The sequence below is a fragment of the Lentzea albida genome, from assembly GCF_900111005.1.
Taxonomy (GTDB): Bacteria; Actinomycetota; Actinomycetes; order Mycobacteriales; family Pseudonocardiaceae; genus Lentzea; species Lentzea albida.
This window is the reverse complement of record NZ_FOFV01000002.1, coordinates 356,619-372,224: the sequence shown is the minus strand read 5'-3', so window position 1 is coordinate 372,224 and position 15,606 is coordinate 356,619. Positions and strand designations below refer to the sequence as shown.

At 70.3% G+C, this 15,606-nt stretch carries 15 protein-coding genes; 9 read left to right on the top strand and 6 right to left on the bottom strand.

Features of this window, described 5'->3' with window-relative positions:
* The first annotated feature begins 6 nt into the window (after nt 1-6).
* The 3 genes from BMY74_RS07145 (at nt 7) to BMY74_RS07135 (ending at nt 1,536) form a co-directional block, all read left to right on the top strand.
* Nucleotides 7-321 carry a hypothetical protein gene (locus BMY74_RS07145; RefSeq protein ID WP_089911468.1) on the top strand — a complete coding sequence of 105 codons (315 nt, stop codon included), beginning with the start codon at nt 7-9 and terminating at the stop codon, nt 319-321.
* Nucleotides 322-395: 74 nt separating this feature from the next.
* Nucleotides 396-743: a GntR family transcriptional regulator gene (locus BMY74_RS07140; RefSeq protein WP_089911465.1), complete on the top strand. Its 348-nt coding sequence runs from the start codon at nt 396-398 to the stop codon at nt 741-743.
* Nucleotides 744-846: 103 nt separating this feature from the next.
* Nucleotides 847-1,536 (top strand): class I SAM-dependent methyltransferase, encoded by a 690-nt coding sequence (locus tag BMY74_RS07135; RefSeq protein WP_143091470.1) that lies wholly within the window; start codon nt 847-849, stop codon nt 1,534-1,536.
* Here BMY74_RS07135 and BMY74_RS44070 read toward each other — a convergent pair.
* Nucleotides 1,533-1,886, bottom strand: coding sequence for a hypothetical protein (locus BMY74_RS44070; RefSeq protein ID WP_143091469.1), 354 nt, complete (start codon nt 1,884-1,886; stop codon nt 1,533-1,535). The two genes, BMY74_RS07135 and BMY74_RS44070, sit on opposite strands and share 4 nt — an antisense overlap.
* Nucleotides 1,887-2,124: 238 nt before the next feature.
* On the opposite strand from BMY74_RS44070, the gene BMY74_RS07130 reads away from it, so the two are divergent.
* The 5 genes from BMY74_RS07130 to BMY74_RS07110 all read left to right on the top strand — a co-directional run bounded on the left by BMY74_RS07130 (nt 2,125) and on the right by BMY74_RS07110 (nt 8,055).
* On the top strand, nt 2,125-3,288 hold the full coding sequence (locus tag BMY74_RS07130; protein WP_089911459.1) for an acyl-CoA dehydrogenase family protein: 1,164 nt from the start codon (nt 2,125-2,127) through the stop codon (nt 3,286-3,288).
* Nucleotides 3,285-5,360 carry an acetate--CoA ligase family protein gene (locus BMY74_RS07125; protein WP_089911457.1) on the top strand — a complete coding sequence of 692 codons (2,076 nt, stop codon included), beginning with the start codon at nt 3,285-3,287 and terminating at the stop codon, nt 5,358-5,360. The genes BMY74_RS07130 and BMY74_RS07125 overlap by 4 nt, the downstream gene beginning before the upstream one ends.
* 103 nt (nt 5,361-5,463) lie before the next feature.
* Entirely contained in the window at nt 5,464-6,489 is a 1,026-nt protein-coding gene (gene rho, locus BMY74_RS07120) for a transcription termination factor Rho (protein WP_089911453.1), read from the top strand.
* Between the two features lie 11 nt (nt 6,490-6,500).
* Nucleotides 6,501-7,625, top strand: a complete 1,125-nt coding sequence (locus BMY74_RS07115; RefSeq protein ID WP_089911450.1) for a Glu/Leu/Phe/Val dehydrogenase dimerization domain-containing protein — start codon at nt 6,501-6,503, stop codon at nt 7,623-7,625.
* A gap of 10 nt (nt 7,626-7,635) precedes the next feature.
* Complete coding sequence (locus tag BMY74_RS07110) at nt 7,636-8,055, top strand: SRPBCC family protein (RefSeq protein ID WP_089911447.1); 420 nt, start codon at nt 7,636-7,638, stop codon at nt 8,053-8,055.
* On the opposite strand, the gene BMY74_RS07105 is transcribed toward BMY74_RS07110, so the two are convergent.
* The 5 genes from BMY74_RS07105 to BMY74_RS07085 all read right to left on the bottom strand — a co-directional run bounded on the left by BMY74_RS07105 (nt 8,052) and on the right by BMY74_RS07085 (nt 14,472).
* Nucleotides 8,052-8,606, bottom strand: a complete 555-nt coding sequence (locus BMY74_RS07105; protein ID WP_089911443.1) for an EF-hand domain-containing protein — start codon at nt 8,604-8,606, stop codon at nt 8,052-8,054. The two genes, BMY74_RS07110 and BMY74_RS07105, sit on opposite strands and share 4 nt — an antisense overlap.
* A 17-nt stretch (nt 8,607-8,623) precedes the next feature.
* The gene (locus BMY74_RS07100) at nt 8,624-11,017 is read right to left on the bottom strand and encodes an ATP-binding cassette domain-containing protein (RefSeq protein WP_089911440.1); all 2,394 of its coding nucleotides are present in this window, start codon (nt 11,015-11,017) and stop codon (nt 8,624-8,626) included.
* Between the two features lie 52 nt (nt 11,018-11,069).
* Nucleotides 11,070-11,786, bottom strand: coding sequence for a GNAT family N-acetyltransferase (locus tag BMY74_RS07095; protein ID WP_089911436.1), 717 nt, complete (start codon nt 11,784-11,786; stop codon nt 11,070-11,072).
* A gap of 1 nt (nt 11,787) precedes the next feature.
* On the bottom strand, nt 11,788-12,342 hold the full coding sequence (locus BMY74_RS07090; RefSeq protein ID WP_089911433.1) for an EF-hand domain-containing protein: 555 nt from the start codon (nt 12,340-12,342) through the stop codon (nt 11,788-11,790).
* Between the two features lie 69 nt (nt 12,343-12,411).
* Nucleotides 12,412-14,472 (bottom strand): hypothetical protein, encoded by a 2,061-nt coding sequence (locus BMY74_RS07085; RefSeq protein WP_089911430.1) that lies wholly within the window; start codon nt 14,470-14,472, stop codon nt 12,412-12,414.
* 262 nt (nt 14,473-14,734) lie between these two features.
* Here BMY74_RS07085 and BMY74_RS07080 point away from each other — a divergent pair, with 262 nt between their 5' ends.
* Nucleotides 14,735-15,514, top strand: coding sequence for a bestrophin-like domain (locus BMY74_RS07080; RefSeq protein WP_177229611.1), 780 nt, complete (start codon nt 14,735-14,737; stop codon nt 15,512-15,514).
* The last annotated feature ends 92 nt before the right edge of the window (nt 15,515-15,606 follow it).

The following is a 15,606-nucleotide window of genomic DNA, read 5'->3' as shown; positions in this document are numbered from 1 at the left end:
AGGATCATGAAGAAGCTCATCGTGCTGGCCGCCACCGCCCTCGCGCTGGCCGCGTGCAGCACCACCGAAGGCACGCCCACCGCCCAGTTCGACGACGAACGCCAGGGCGACATCTCCTGCATGAAGCACCAGGAGCAGACACCGGGGGAGGCGTACTTCGACGAGGGCAACTGGGACACCGTCGTCTCGTTGTCGATCCTGCGCTACTACACCTCGAACGGCGCGAAGCCCTACTGCGACGGCAAAGCCGCCACCGAGGCCGACCAGGGCTGGCGCAGGCTCTACGTGCAGATGGGTGCCGAGAAGAACAATCTGCGCTGAATCGACCGCAACCTCCGCCCCGTTCTCCCGTTGGTCAATACAGAAGTAGCTACAAGTCGGGGAGGACGGGCGCAGTGAAGATCGACCACCAGGGGGAGACTCCTCCGTACGAGCAGGTGCGCGTGCACTACGCGCACGCCATCTCGAACCGGGAACTGCCGGTGGGAGCGAAGCTGCCCACGGTGCGCGCCCTGGCGAAGGACCTGGGCCTGGCCGTGAACACCGTGGCACGCGCCTACCGCGAGCTCGAGGAGGCCGGCCTGGTCGAGACCAGGGGCCGGGCCGGCACCGTGGTCAGCGCGAACGGCGACAGCAACCGCGAGCGGGTGCGGGCGGCGGCGGCCCAGTACGCGGCGATGTCCGCGGAACTGGGCCTCTCGTCGCAGGAGGCCATGGAGATCGTGCGCGCGGCACTGCGGTAGCGGTCACCCTCCCGGGTGGATCGCGTTTTCTGGAACAGCGAGGTTCCGGAACGGTCACCACCATGATCACGTTCCCGCTCCCGTGATCACGAAGGTGCGCCGCATGCCCGACGCGACGTTCGACCCGATCGCCGACCTGTACGACAGGTTCGCGTCCCTCACCCAGGACCCCTTCCGCCGCTGGATCTCGAGCGTGCTGCCCGCGTCCGGAGGCCGGGCGGTGGACCTGGGCTGCGGCTCGGGCCGTTTCCTGGACCTGCTGACCGACCGGTACTCCGAGGTGGCCGGCGTCGACGCCTCCGCGCGCATGGTCGAGCTGGCCCGGCCGCGGTTCCCGTCGGTGAAGTTCGACGTCGGCGACCTGTGGGACGCGACGCCGGAACGGATCGGCGTCTTCGACCTCGTGCTGAGCGTCAACACCCTGCACCACCTCGGTTCCGACCCGGCGGCGTACCTGGCGCACGTGCGCCGGCTTGTCCGTCCCGGCGGGCAGGCCGTGATCATCGACGTCGTCCGCCACACGCCGTCGTGGGCCGCCAACCCGGTGGCCTACCGCGTCTACCGGTTCGGGCGCACCGTTCGCGGCGCGGTCCGGGCCGGTGTGTCCCGCGGGTCCGTCGGTGACGCGCTGGCGGCCGTGCGGTTGAAGCGGCACTCGCGGTGGCAGAGCCTGGCGGCGGACGCGCACGTGTTGAGCCGTCAGGAGTTCCGCCGCTCCTACGGGCAGGTGTTCCCCGGCGCGGTGTTCAGCGACTCCGTCGAGTCCAGCGTGTGTGCGATGAGCTGGTCCTAGAGAGGGAGCAGGTCCTGGGCGAGGCGGCCCGTGACGTCCTGTGCGCCGTCCTCGTCGCCCGCCATCGGGAAGCCGCCGTTCTGGAAGGCCCAGTTGAGGCAGGAGAGACGAACGGGAGCACGAAGGGCCCGGTGCCGTCCTCCTGCCACATCCGCCGCTCCTGCTCGAAGCGGGTGCGCGGCGAGAGCCGGGAAAGCGAGATCCCTCCACCTCGACCACGAGCGGATCGGCGGAGGCCTAGGCCTGCCACCTCGGGTGCGTCCCGACTCCCGGACGTCGCCGAGCTGAGCCAGTTCGTGCCACACCAGGTCTCGTTGCCCGTCGCGGTACCGGGAGAGCCGATCCGCCATGCCGCGATCATGTCGCAGCGTGCACCCCGCCACCTCCGCCGGGGGCCGAATGGACGTGTCAACCCACCGTTCGGCGATCGCTGGACAACTCCGCGTGGGCCTGCCGCCACCCATCGCACGCACCCCCGGTCACCAGCGCATTTGTCACCCGTTCGCGCTCTTTCTTCGTCTCCTGGCGGAGCTAGGCTGCCTCCTGGACCGTGAATAACTGACTCGTCAGTCAATCTAGGGGTGCACGATGGGGCGGACCGTCCGCGACGGCCTGCGGCTCACGGCGGAACAGCACCAGCTCGTCGAGCTGGCCGGGAGGTTCGCCGCCGAGGAGATCCGCCCGCGGGCACGTGCCGTGGACGAGGCGGACGTCGAGTCGCCGCTCGACCTGTGGGACAAGGCGTCCGCGCTCGGGCTGACCTCGTTCATGCTCCCCGCGGAGGTCGGTGGCGGCGGCGCCGACCTGCTGACGCAGGTGCTGATCCAGCAGGAGCTGTGCCACGGCGACATCGGCATCGGCAACCTGATCACGTCCAACGGCTTCTTCAGCTCCCCGGTCAAGCACCTCGGCACGCCCGAGCAGCGGGACCGGTTCCTCCGGCCGCTCACGAAGGACCGGCCGCCGCTCACCGCCGTCGCCGTGACGGAGCCCGGCAGCGGGTCGGACGCGGCGAGCATCCGGACGTCCGCACGACGCGACGGCGACGAGTACGTCCTCAACGGACAGAAGACCTGGATCTCCAACGCCCCGTACGCCGAGGTCTTCGTGATCTTCGCGACGGTGGACCCGGCGTCGAGGTCGCGCGGTGTCACGGCTTTCGTCGTGCCGCGGGACACGCCGGGGCTCCGCGTCGGGCCGCCGTTCCGCAAGATGGGGCAGCGGGCGATCGTCAACGCCGAGGTGTTCCTCGACGACGTGCGCGTGCCCGTGGACAACCGGCTCGGCGAGGAGGGGCAGGGGTTCGCCGGGCTGATGCGGACGTTCGACGCCTCGCGGATCCTCATCGGTGCGGCCACGACCGGACTCGCCCGCGCCGCACTGGACTTCGCCTCCGCCTACGCGGCGCAGCGCGAGCAGTTCGGGGTGCCGATCCACCGGCACCAGGCGGTGGCGTTCCGGCTCGCGGACATGGCCACCCGCGTCGACACCTCGCACCTGCTGACCGTGCGCGCGGCCACGTTGTACGACGAGGGACACGCCGTGGCGCAGGAGTCGGCGATGGCCAAGCTCGTCGGGTCGGAGAACGCCATGTGGTGCACGCACGCGGCCGTGCAGACGTTGGGCGGCTACGGGTATTCGCGCGACTACCCCGTCGAGCGGTGGATGCGCGACGCGAAGCTCGAGGAGATCGAGGAAGGCACCTCGGACATCCAGCGCCTCGTCATCGCCAGAGGCCTGGGTGCGCGATGATCTTCTCCGATCCCGCCTCCGTCGCCGTGGTGGGTGCCAGTGACGACCCGGCCAAGTGGGGCCACTGGCTCGCCCGCGGCGCCCTCACCGGCCACGAACGCCGTGCCGTGCACCTCGTGAACCGCGGCGGGGGTGCCGTGCTGGGACGACCCACCGTGCGTTCACTGTCCGAACTGGACGAAGCTCCCGAGCTGGTGGTCCTCGCCGTGCCCGCCGCGCACGTGCCGGCCGTGGTGGACGAGGCGCTGGCCGTCGGCGTGCGCGGGTTCGTCGGCATCACCGCCGGGATCGACGACCGGGTCATCCGCCGGATCCGCGAGGCGGGCGCACGGCTGCTCGGACCGAACTGCCTGGGCGTGTTCGACGCGGCGACGTCGCTGCACCTCGCGTGGGGCCGGTTCCAGGCGGGATCGCTCGGCGTCGTGTCGCAGAGCGGCCAGGTCGGCCTGGAGATCGCCGGGCTCGCGGCGTCGTCGGGCATCGGCGTCTCGCGGTTCGTCTCGGTGGGCAACCAGGCGGACGTGACGGCGGCGGAAGCGTTGCTGGAACTCGTCTCCCACGACCTGACCACCGTCGTGGGCGTGTACCTGGAGAGCTTCGGGCCCGGGATAGTGGCGGCCATGTCGGAACTGCGCGAGGCCGGCAAACCCGTGGTGCTCCTCACCGTCGGCTCGTCCGTCGCCGCCCAGGAGGCCGCCCGCACGCACACGGGCGCGCTGACGTCCTCTTTGGACGTCGTGGACGCGGCCTGCCGGAAGGCGGGAGCCCTCCGCGTGCCGACGCCCGCGTCGCTGGTCGACCTCGCGGCCGTGCTGACCTCCGGGGTGCCGCGCGGGCGCAGGGTCGGCGTCGTCTCCGACTCGGGCGGTCAAGGCGCCATCGCGGCGGATCTGGCCGTGGCGAACGGATTGCAGGTGCCCTCCCTGTCCGTTGTGGACGGTCTGCCCGCCGGTGCGTCGAAGCGGAACCCGATCGACCTCGCCGGGGCGGGGGAGCAGGACATGGCGAACTACGCCCGCGCGGTCGAGGTCCTCGTGCGCGGGGGCGAGGTCGACGCGGTCGTCCTGTCCGGCTACTTCGGCAGCTACGGGGAGGACACGCCGTCCCTGGAGGCGCTGGAGGTGGCCGTCGCCGGCCAGATCTGCGCGCTGGCACGAAGATCCGGCGTCACCGTCGTGGTGCACAGCATGCGCGACGACTCCGCCGCGGTGCGCGCGTTACGTGCGGGCGGCGTACCGGTGCAGCACACGATCGAACGCGCGGTGGCGTCGGTGGGCCACGCGAGCCGCCTGTCCGGGAGTTCCCCCGAGGTGGCGACGCGGGCCGCGACGACCGGCCCCTTCCACCCCGGCTACCTGGCCGCCCGCGAACTCCTGAGCTTCGTGGACTTCCCGCAGGCCCACGCCGTCACCACGACCGCCGACGTCGAGGCGACCACCCTGAAGGGCCCGTTCGCGCTCAAGGCCGACTGGCTGGCCCACAAGAGCGAGCACGACGCCGTCAGGACGAACGTCACGAACCCAGCGGCCGCCTTCGAGGAGATGCGGGCGCGCCTGGGCCCCGGCACGTACGTCCTCGAAGAGATGGACACGCGCGAGCACACCGTAGAGCTGATCATCGGCGCCCGGCACGACGACTCGTTCGGCCCGGTGGTGCTGGTGGGCGCGGGAGGCGTCCACGCGGAGCTGTTCAGGGACACCGTCGTCGAACTCGCGCCCGTCACGCCCGCCACCGCGCGGGACATGCTGGGGCGCCTCGTCTCGGCCCCGCTCCTGGAGGGCTGGCGCGGCGCTCCCGCACCCGACGTCGCGGCGCTCGCCGAGGTGATCGCGCAGGTCTCACAGACGCTGGCGGCCAGGCCGGACCTCGCCGAGATCGAGCTGAACCCCGTGCGGGTGGGTCCGGACGGGGTGCTGGCGGTCGACGCGCTCGTCGTGTCCGGAATAACGAGCGCGGGTCCGGCGTTGTCTGCTACAGTCCGTTCAGAACCGGCGGTGCGCACGGCGCACGTGAGTTCCGATCCCGCTGCTGGACCATCCGAGATCCGCAGCGCACACCCCACCAGTTTCTGAAAGCTGGCGGACGTAGATCCAGCGCTCTCCTCCGGCACGGCCACGGCCTGCGCGCGGAGTCGACGAGGCGCACCTGAAGCAACCCTCCCGAAAGGACAGACCGATGCACATCGGTGTACTCGACATACGCAACAACAAGGCATTTCTCGTTGACGGGCCTCAGGTTCCGCAGAGTCTCGTCCGGCAGCACGACCTGCGCCGCGGCGACCAGATCAGCGGTGAGGCCGAGAACGACAGGCTCACGAGCGTCGACACGGTCAACGGGCGCAAGCCGCACAGGCGGGCTAGGTTCGAGGACCTCACCCCGCTCTACCCCAACGAGAGGCTGCGGCTGGAGCACGACCCGGACGAGCTGACGAGCCGGGCGATCGACCTCGTCATGCCGGTCGGCAAGGGGCAGCGGGCGCTCGTCGTGGCGCCGCCCAAGGCCGGCAAGACCATTGTGCTGCAACAGATCGCGCAGGCGATCGCCAAGAACAGCCCCGAGGTCCACCTCATCGTCGCGCTCGTCGGTGAACGGCCCGAGGAGGTGACCGACATGCGCACCACCATTCCCGGCGAGATGTTCACCTCGACGTTCGACGAGCACCCGAACGAGCACATCCGGGTCGCCGAGCTCGCCGTGGAGCGGGCCAAGAGGCTCGTCGAGGAGGGGCAGGACGTGGTGATCCTGCTCGACTCGCTGACGAGGCTCGGGCGGGCCTACAACCTCGCCCAGCCGAACGGCGGGCGCATCCTCAGCGGCGGTATCGACGCCAGGGCGCTGACGCCGCCGAAGCAGTTCCTCGGTGCCGCGCGCAACATCGAGGACGGCGGCAGCCTCACGATCTTCGCCACGGCTCTCGTGGAGACCGGGTCGCTGGCCGACACGGCGATCTTCGAGGAGCTCAAGAGCACGGGCAACGCCGAGCTCAAGCTCGACCGCAGGGCGGCGCAGCGGCGGGTCTACCCCGCGATCGACCTGCAGCAGTCCAGCACGCGCAAGGCGGAACTGCTGGTCTCCCAACAGGAACTGGCCATCACGGACGCCCTCAGGCGGGCGATGGCCGACCGCGAGATCGACGTCGTCGTCGACGGGCTGCGCAAGACGCGGAGCAACGCCGAGTTCCTCCTCCAGATGTCGAGGTGATTGACTGACGGATGAGCTTTCTCGAGGTCACGTGGACCGATCCGGCCACGGGAGCGCGCGGGTTCCTCGTCATCGACCGGCTGGTGCGCGGGGTGAGCAGCGGGGGACTGCGCATGCGCGCGGGCTGCACGCTCGACGAGGTGCGCGGGCTGGCCGAGGGCATGACCGCCAAGGAGGCCCTCAACTACGACCCCGGGGCGCGGTACGTCCCGCTGGGCGGCGCCAAGGGCGGTATCGACTTCGACCCCTACGACCCGCGCGCGAAACAGGTTCTCACCGCCTACCTGTACGCCATGTCGCCCTACGTCGAACGGTTCTGGACCATGGGGGAGGACCTGGGGCTGCGGCAGTCCACCATCGACGAGGCCATCGCGGAGATCGGCCTCCAGTCATCTATCCAGGCCGTCTACCCGCTTCTGGACGACGAGCGGAAGGCCCGCGAACGCCTCGCGGAGGCGTTCAGGACCACCGTCGACGGCATCGGCCTCGACGAACTGGTCGGCGGCTACGGCGTCGCGCAGGCCGCGCTGGCCGGCATCGAACACCTCTGCCTGAGCGACCCCACCGCGTTCGTGCAGGGCTTCGGCTCCATGGGCGGCGCCACCGCGCGCTACCTCGCCAAGGCCGGGGTCAGGGTCGTCGGGCTCGCGGACGTCCACGGCGTCGTCGCCAACCCCACCGGCCTGGACGTCGAAACCCTTCTGCTGTCCCGGGATCCGCACGGCGGCATCGACCGCGCGCAGCTGCGCCCGCAGGACCAGCGGCTCGACCGCGACACGTGGCTCGACGTCGAGGCGGACGTCCTCGTCCCCGCCGCCACGAGCTACGCCATCAACGCCGCGAACGCGGGCAGGGTCACCGCGAAGCTGGTCGTCGAGGCCGCCAACATGCCCATCACCGCGGACGCCCACGTCGACGCGCTGGTCATCCCGGACGTCATCGCCAACTCCGCCACGAACTCCTGGTGGTGGTGGACCCTCTTCGGCGACGTCGACCCCACGGCCGAGTCGGCGTTCGCGAAGATCGGCGCGACCATGCGCCGGCTCGTCGCGCAGGTCGTCGACCAGCCGTCACCTCGCGAGGCTGCCCGAGAACTCGCCGTCGCGGCCCTGAAGGAGATCGACGCGCGGTTCTAGGATCGGCTCCATGCCGGGATTTCAGAACACCAGCACGATCGCGGCCCCTCCGGGGCGGGTCTGGGCGGTGGTCGCCGACGTCGAACGCTGGCCCGAGCGGATCCCGACCGTCGACTCGGTGGAACGCCTCGACGCCGGACCGCTGGCCGTCGGAGCGAGGACGAAGCTCAAGCAGCCCAGGCTGTCCGAGGCGATCTGGACGGTCACCGAGCTGACCGAGGGCGTGTCCTACACCTGGGAGTCGAAGTCGCCCGGCCTCACCGTCGTCGCCGCGCACCTGGTCGAACCGCACCCGGAGGGCACGAAGCTCACCCTCTCGCTGACCGTCGAGGGGCCGCTGGCGGGCCTCGGCTGGCTGCTCACGAAGAAGATGACGCAGCGGTACGTCGAGACCGAGGCCGCGTCCATCAAGCAGGTCGCCGAGGGCTAGAGCGGCCCCAGCAGCCACGCCCCCGGCCCGTCCGCGTCCTCCGAGAAGTAGTAGGCGCGCAACGCGGCCAGCAGGTCCTCGGTCCCGATCAGCCCGTCGCCGTCGTGGTCGAGCCGGGCGTGCGCCGCCCGTGCGTCGGCCTCCGGCACGTTCATCAACGCGAGCGACCACCGGACGTGCTCCTCGACGCCCAGGTAGCCGTCGCCGTCGTGGTCGGCGACGGCCAGCAGCGCGTCCAGGTACGGCACGTAGACGTCGTCGAACGCCTCGGGCCGTCCCAGCAGGCCCCGCACGAACGCCGACTTGTACTCGGCCAGGCTGATCCGCTCGTCGTCGTTCGTGTCCGTCATGGCGGCGAGGTGACCCCAGACGCTGAGCAACTGCTCGTGGAACCGCTTGGCGGGCACGTCGTCGGGGGTGAGGCCGAAGGCCTCGGTCAGCCGGGCGCTCGCCAGGTCGAAGTCGGAGCGCTCGACGAACCCGTCCTGGTCGCTGTCGTAGGTGGCGAACCTGCGACTGAGCCTGCGATCCAGGAACGGCGTGATTTTCATGCCCCCTTGTTACCCGCTCACCGCTTCCTGCGTCGCGCCGGGGCACCCACGTAGTCCGCGAGGTGCTCGCCGGTCAGCGTGGAGCGGTCCGCCACCAGGTCGGCGGGGGTGCCCTCGAACACGACCTTGCCGCCGTCGTGGCCGGCACCGGGGCCCAGGTCGATGATCCAGTCGGCATGCGCCATCACGGCCTGGTGGTGCTCGATCACGATCACCGACTTGCCCGACTCGACCAGGCGGTCGAGCAGCCCCAGGAGCTGTTCGACGTCCGCGAGGTGCAGGCCGGTCGTGGGCTCGTCGAGGACGTAGATCCCGCCCTTGTCCGCCATGTGCGTGGCGAGCTTGAGGCGCTGCCGCTCACCGCCGGACAGCGTGGTCAGGGGCTGGCCCAGCGACAGGTAGCCGAGACCGACGTCCTTCAGGCGCTCCAGGATCGCGTGCGCCGCGGGGGTGCGGGCCTCACCCGAGCCGAAGAACTCGACCGCCTCGGCGACGGGCATCGCGAGGACCTCGGAGATGTCGCGGCCGCCGAACTTGAACTCGAGCACCGCCTGGTCGAACCGCTTGCCCTCGCAGACGTCGCACGGCGACTCGATCGTCGCCATGATGCCGAGGTCGGTGAACACCACGCCGGCGCCGTTGCAGTTCGGGCAGGCGCCCTCGGAGTTCGCGCTGAACAACGCGGGCTTCACGCCGTTGGCCTTGGCGAACGCCTTGCGGATCGGCTCCAGCAGCCCGGTGTAGGTCGCGGGGTTGGAGCGGCGCGAGCCCTTGATCGGCGTCTGGTCGACCACGATCGCCCCCGAGTCCTTCGGGAGCGACTGGTGGATCAGCGACGACTTGCCCGACCCCGCCACGCCCGTGACGACGGTCAGCACGCCGAGCGGGATGTCCACGTCGACGTCGCGCAGGTTGTTCGCGGACGCCCCGCGGATCTCCAGAACGCCGGTCCTGTCCCGCACCGACGGCTTCAGCGACGCGCGGTCGTCGAGGTGGCGGCCGGTCACCGTGTCCGACTTGCGCAGTCCTTCGAGCGAGCCCTCGAAGCAGATCGTGCCGCCGCTCCGCCCGGCGCCCGGACCGAGGTCGACGACGTGGTCGGCGATCGCGATCGTCTCGGGCTTGTGCTCGACGACGAGGACCGTGTTCCCCTTGTCCCGCAACCGGAGCAGCAGGTTGTTCATGCGCTGGATGTCGTGCGGGTGCAGGCCGATCGTCGGCTCGTCGAACACGTACGTCACGTCGGTCAGGGCCGAGCCGAGGTGCCGGATCATCTTGACGCGCTGCGCCTCACCGCCGGACAGCGTGCCCGCCGGCCGGTTCAGCGACAGGTACCCGAGGCCGATCTCGACGAACGAGTCCAGCGTGTGCGCCAGCTTCTCGATCAGCGGCGCGACGGACTTGTCCTTCACCCCGCGGATCCAGTCCGCGAGGTCGGTGATCTGCATGTCGCACAGGTCCGCGATCGAGACGCCCTTGATCTTGGACGACCGCGCCGCCTCGGTCAGGCGGGTGCCGTCGCAGTCGGGGCACGTGCCGAACGTCGCCGCGCGGTCCACGAACGCGCGGATGTGCGGCTGCAGCGCCTCGCGGTCCTTCGACAGCATCGACTTCTGCAGCTTCGGGATCAGGCCCTCGTAGGTCAGGTTGATGCCGTTGACCTTGATCTTGACCGGGTCCTTGTAGAGGAAGTCGTGCAGTTCCTTCTTGGTGTATCTGCGGATCGGCTTGGCCGGGTCGAGGAACCCGGACTGCGCGAACGTCTGCACGGTCCACTGGTTGTCGACGTTGTAGCCGGGCACCTTGATGGCACCCTCGAGGATCGACTTCGACTCGTCGTAGATCTCGGTCATGTCGAGGTCGGAGACCTTGCCGCGCCCCTCGCACCTCGGGCACATGCCGCCCGTGATGGAGAACTCGCGGCGCTCCTTGACCTTCTGGCCGCCCTTCTCGATCGTCACGGCGCCCGCGCCGGAGATCGAGGCGACGTTGAACGAGAACGCCTGCGGGCCGCCGATGTGCGGCGTGCCGAGGCGGCTGAACAGGATGCGCAGCATGGCGTTCACGTCGGTCGCGGTGCCGACGGTCGAGCGCGGGTCGGCGCCCATGCGCTGCTGGTCGACCAGGATCGCCGTGGTGATGCCCTCCAGCAGGTACACCTCGGGACGCGGCAGCGTGGGCATGAAGCCCTGGATGAACGCGCTGTAGGTCTCGTTGATCAGCCGCTGCGACTCCGCGGCGATCGTGCCGAACACGAGCGAGCTCTTGCCGGACCCGGAGACGCCGGTGAAGACCGTCAGGCGGCGCTTCGGGATCTCGACGTCGACGTCGCGCAGGTTGTTGACCCGCGCGCCCTGCACGCGGATCAGGTCGTGGGTGTCGGCATCGTGCGCCGCCGCTGTCCTGGTCATGGCGCAAAACTAACTCGGAGGCGCGGCTCCTGCCTTCTTGATTCCTGATCGGTTACGCGCGAATCCGGTAGTGGTAGGTGCAGACCTCGCGGAACCCCGTGCGTTCGTAGAGCCGGAACGCCGTGGTGTTCGCTTTCTCCATCTGCAGGTACATGTGGTTCGCCTCGCGCGCGGCCGCCCACGAGGCCAAGGCGGCGAGTACGGACCGTGCGGCGCCTTGACCGCGTGCGTGGGGCAGCGTCGCCATGCCGAACACCCCGGCCCACCCGTCCTCGGCCACCACGCGTCCAACGGCCACCACCTGGCCGTCCACCTCCGCGTACGCGTACGCGCTGGGGTGCTCCACGCGGCTGAGCAGGTCGCGTTCGGCGCTCACGTCCCGCGTGGTCACGGCCTGCCACGCCGCCAGCCACTCGTCCGTGGGCCGGGGCGCCACCTCACCCGCGTCGGCGTGCGACTGGCGCAGCACGTCGGCGGTCGAGGCGATCTGCAGCGACATGTCGTGACCGCGCGCGTACCCCCTGTCGCCGAGCGTCCGGTCGAGGTCGTCGGCGCACACGCCCGGCGTGATCTGGAACCGCACCCCGGACCCGCGTTCGGCGCAGAACTCCTCGGCGACGGCCACCCGGTCCTCGCGGTCGTGCGGCAGCACCGCGCTCACCCACCAGGCGTCGCCGGGGGAGTGCCGCAACCACCAGCCGCCCGCCTCTTCGACGTGCGCGGCCGGCTGAGCCCGTGCCGCGTGCTCCTGCAGCGTCTTGAGCAGCACGTCAGTCCAACGACCCCAGCAGCCAGTTGCCGGCCTCGGCGGGGTCCTCGGAGAAGTAGAACTCCCGGATCGCCGCCAGCAGGGCCTGTGTGGACAGCAGTCCGTCCTCGTCGGACAGCAGGTCGTGGATGCCGCGCGCGTCGCGTTCCGACAGCCCCATCAGCGCGCCGGTCCACTTGACGTGCTCCTCGACCGTGAGCTTCCCGTCCCCGTCACCGTCCGCGACCGCCATCACGGCGTCGAGGAACGGCAGGTAGCCCTTGTCGAACGACTCGGGCGTCTCCAGCATCCCGTTCGCGAACGCCGTCCGGTACTCGTCGACGCTGATCCGGCCGTCGCTGTCCTGGTCGGTCACCGACACCAGGTGCTCCCACAGACCTAAGAGCTGGTCGTGGAAGCGGACGGCTTTCGGGTCGTCGGCCGCCAGGCCGAAAGCCTTCGTCGTGCGCTCGCCCGCCTGGGTGAAGTCCTCCCGCTCGATGAACCCGTCGCCGTCGGTGTCGTACGTGCGGAACCGGCGGGCCAGCTTGCGTTCCAGGAAGGCGGTGATTTCCATGAGGCCCTTTTACCTCATTCGGCTGCGAAGCAACACGTCCGTTTCCATCCAGTGAGTGGATCTTCACGTTCAGCGGCGCCCACCTCCGGACAGGGCGCTCGCGACGACCGCCATGCCGAGCATCCCGATCACCGCCGCCACCCCGCCGACCGCCGGTTTCGACACCTGCTCGACGTGCGCGACCTTGCGCGGGGGTTCCGGCACGCCGGGGTTCGTCACCGGCGGCTCGGGTGCGGGCGGCACCGAGGCGCTCACCGACTCGATCCGGACGACCGCGCTCACGCTGACCGCCCCGCCCGCACCCGCGCCGGAGACCGTCAGGCGGGAGTTCACCGGGGCGAGGACCTGGCAGGTGTAGGTGACGCGCTGCCGGGGCTCCAGCACCGGGAACGTCCGACGGCACGCCGCGGGCTCGCCCTCGACGCGGACGTCGGCGATCGGCACCTCCGACAGGTTGCCGACCGTGACCGTGATGACCACCGGTTCGCCTTCGGCCGCGCGGTCCTTCGACCAGGCCGCGCTGATCGACAGTCGTGGGTAGACGACCTGGACCTGCACGGACGCCGACGCCTCGACCCTGCCGCCGAGCCTGTCGGCCGCGGTGACGGTGGAGGTGAGCGCGCCGCTCTCGTCGCCGGCGGGGACCGTGCAGTCGACCGCGGCCGTGGCGCCGGGGTCGAGCTGGCCCTGCATGGTGTCGCACTCGCCGTTCGCCCGCGCGACCAGACCGAAGAGCGGGGTGTCGCCGGTGTTCGTGACGGTCGTCGTGAACTCGACGGCCTGGCCGGGGAGCGCGGTCTTCGGTTCGGCCGAGGCGGCCGCGCTCAACGCCGGGCGCAGCACGTCGACGGCCGACTCCTTGCGCACGGCCAGCGGATCGCCCGCGAGGCTCGTGCCGGTGGCCGCGACGGTCGTCAGGTAGTCGTCGTCGGCCGCCGTGGACTCGCATGTGTGTGTTGCGGTGGCGTGTGGCGCGATCGTGCCGATCAGATTGCCGCACACCGTCACGTCCGCGGCCGGTGCGTCGCCTGCGTTGGTGACCGTTGCCGTCTGGGTGACGACGTCCTTCGCGTGGGCGGCGGGTTTCTCCGGGGCGACGGCGAGGGTGAGTTCGGGCAGCGGGAACGACCACGTGACGCTTTGGACGAGAAACGCGTCGTCCGCTCTCTTGAATCCCAGTTCGGCGCTCTTGGTGCCGGGCTTCAGCACGTTCTCGTCGAGGGTCACCGTGCGCGCGTCGACGCTCATGTTGTTGAGGTGCGCGGCACCCTGTGCGGACGACACGAACGCGTTGCGCCCGCCGATCGACGTGCCGTTGACCAGCATCTGGTCGCCGTCCGTCGCCCAGTCGCCCTCGTAGGCGGTGAAGCCCACCCGGACGACCCCGCCGGCGGGGTGGGTCGGCGCGACCGGTGTCGTCAGCACGGGTTTCCGCGTGGGGAGGCGGACATGACCGCCGTGGACCGCGACGTGGCGCTTCGCGGGGGCGGCGGCGGTGGCGTCGGCGAACTTCCACACGACCGTCAGCGACCAGCCGCCGAAGCAGTCGAACCCTTGCGGCGCCCAGACGTTCCCGACCGTGACGGTGCCGCTCGTGAGCGCGCGGGTGACGTCGGCCTCGGCGCTGTAGAAGGCGTTGTCGGTGTGGGAGAGGTCGTCCGGGCTGTCGAGGACGAACTCGCCGGGCGTGACGCGGGTGCCGTTGAACACGACCGGATCCCGGGGCGTGCCCGGTGGGTCGACGGCGTCGTGGCAGGTGGCGCTGCCCGCCCAGCCGAGCTTGGCGTACGCGATCGTCGCGCCGGCCGGGATCGTGAGCTCGGCGCTGGAGGAGTTGAACGTGGCCGCGTCGCCGTCGACGTCGTTCCACATCATGCGGTGGCCGTTGTTGAGCGCGGACGGCCCGCTTCCCTTGCGGCCCAAAGCGTCCACACAGGACTTCGGTGGGTACTTCGGGTGGTTCCCGGCCTGTTCCGGCGTCGGGCAGGTGAGGACGGAGTTGCCGACGACCACGACGTCCCCGTACACCGCCTCGTCGAACTGCGTGCGCCACACCTCGGCCGCGGCGACCGGCCCCGGCGTGAACAACGGGAGCAGCACCACGACGGCGATGAGGATCGGTACACGCATGCCACGCCTTCCGGTCGGGTCGGCGCACAGGTTGGCACGCTTCCGCGCGCTTGTCACCGCCCGTTGATCACGCCGCGCTCACTCTCCGTTCAGGATCTCCGGGATCGGTTTCCCTGTTCGTGTCAACGGCTTCCTCGCGCGGGACCGATGTGGACGTGCTGTGTGCCCGATCAGGGCCCCGTTGCTCTTGTCGAGCGCAGAACAGTGCCGGGAAGCGTGGTGTTGGTGGTGAAACCGTGCCGGCTGTGGGGAGATGGAGGCCATGTGGAGCGCGCTGGTCATCGTCCTCGCCTCGGTGGTCGTCACCGCCGTCGCCTGCCTCCTGTTCGGGGCCTCCCGCGCCCACGACCAGGCCGACGACAAGGACGCGGACTCCCGCGGCTTCCTCGGCGCGGTGATCAGCGGCCTGTTCATCGTCGCCCTGGCCTTCTACATGGTGATCGTCTGGGAGGAGGGCGGCGCCGCCGAGGACAACGCCTCCCGCGAGGCCGCCGCCGTCGCCGACGTCTACTGGCAGACCGCCGCCATGCCCCAGCCCCAGCGCGACCACATCCGCTCCCTGCTCACGGAGTACCCGAAACTGGTGGCGGACAAGGAATGGCCACTGCTCGCCATCGGCGAGTCCGACGCCTCGACCGGCGTGGCCCTGAACGCCCTGCACGCCGAGATCGTGTCGCTGCCCGCCACCCCGGACGAGGTGAAGAGCGCGCGCGAACGGTCCTTGCAGGCGTTGCGCGAAGTGACGGATCTGCGCCGCGACCGCCTCGACTCGGCCGGCGGGCTCGACAACACCGGCAAGATCATGCTGTTCGGGACGATCGCGGGGGCCGTGGCGATGATCGTGTTCCCGTTGCTGATCGGGTTCACCTCGCGGAAGCGGCACATCCTGCAGATGAGCCTGACCGCGGCTCTTCTGTCGTTCGTGTGCGTGTTGTGCGTGGGGATGACGCAGCCGTTCGACGGGTGGTTCCGGGTGGAGCCGGAGTCGTTCACCAGCTTGACGGAGGAGTTGGCCGGGATACCGGTGGAGGAGAACCGGTGAGGTCGTAGAACCCTTCTACGCCTGCTTCTTTCGAGTCAATTCGGGGCCGAAACGATGGAGGCGGGTGGAGCGACGGCGCTAATTTCGCCCGC

Coding starts and splice junctions, on each gene's coding strand:
- BMY74_RS07145 (WP_089911468.1), top strand. CDS start 7: ATGAAGAAGCTCATCGTGCTGGCCGCCACCGCCCTCGCGCTGGCCGCG.
- BMY74_RS07135 (WP_143091470.1), top strand. CDS start 847: ATGCCCGACGCGACGTTCGACCCGATCGCCGACCTGTACGACAGGTTC.
- BMY74_RS44070 (WP_143091469.1), bottom strand. CDS start 1,886: ATGGCGGATCGGCTCTCCCGGTACCGCGACGGGCAACGAGACCTGGTG.
- BMY74_RS07130 (WP_089911459.1), top strand. CDS start 2,125: ATGGGGCGGACCGTCCGCGACGGCCTGCGGCTCACGGCGGAACAGCAC.
- BMY74_RS07125 (WP_089911457.1), top strand. CDS start 3,285: ATGATCTTCTCCGATCCCGCCTCCGTCGCCGTGGTGGGTGCCAGTGAC.
- rho (WP_089911453.1), top strand. CDS start 5,464: ATGCACATCGGTGTACTCGACATACGCAACAACAAGGCATTTCTCGTT.
- BMY74_RS07115 (WP_089911450.1), top strand. CDS start 6,501: ATGAGCTTTCTCGAGGTCACGTGGACCGATCCGGCCACGGGAGCGCGC.
- BMY74_RS07110 (WP_089911447.1), top strand. CDS start 7,636: ATGCCGGGATTTCAGAACACCAGCACGATCGCGGCCCCTCCGGGGCGG.
- BMY74_RS07105 (WP_089911443.1), bottom strand. CDS start 8,606: ATGAAAATCACGCCGTTCCTGGATCGCAGGCTCAGTCGCAGGTTCGCC.
- BMY74_RS07100 (WP_089911440.1), bottom strand. CDS start 11,017: ATGACCAGGACAGCGGCGGCGCACGATGCCGACACCCACGACCTGATC.
- BMY74_RS07090 (WP_089911433.1), bottom strand. CDS start 12,342: ATGGAAATCACCGCCTTCCTGGAACGCAAGCTGGCCCGCCGGTTCCGC.
- BMY74_RS07085 (WP_089911430.1), bottom strand. CDS start 14,472: ATGCGTGTACCGATCCTCATCGCCGTCGTGGTGCTGCTCCCGTTGTTC.
- BMY74_RS07080 (WP_177229611.1), top strand. CDS start 14,735: ATGTGGAGCGCGCTGGTCATCGTCCTCGCCTCGGTGGTCGTCACCGCC.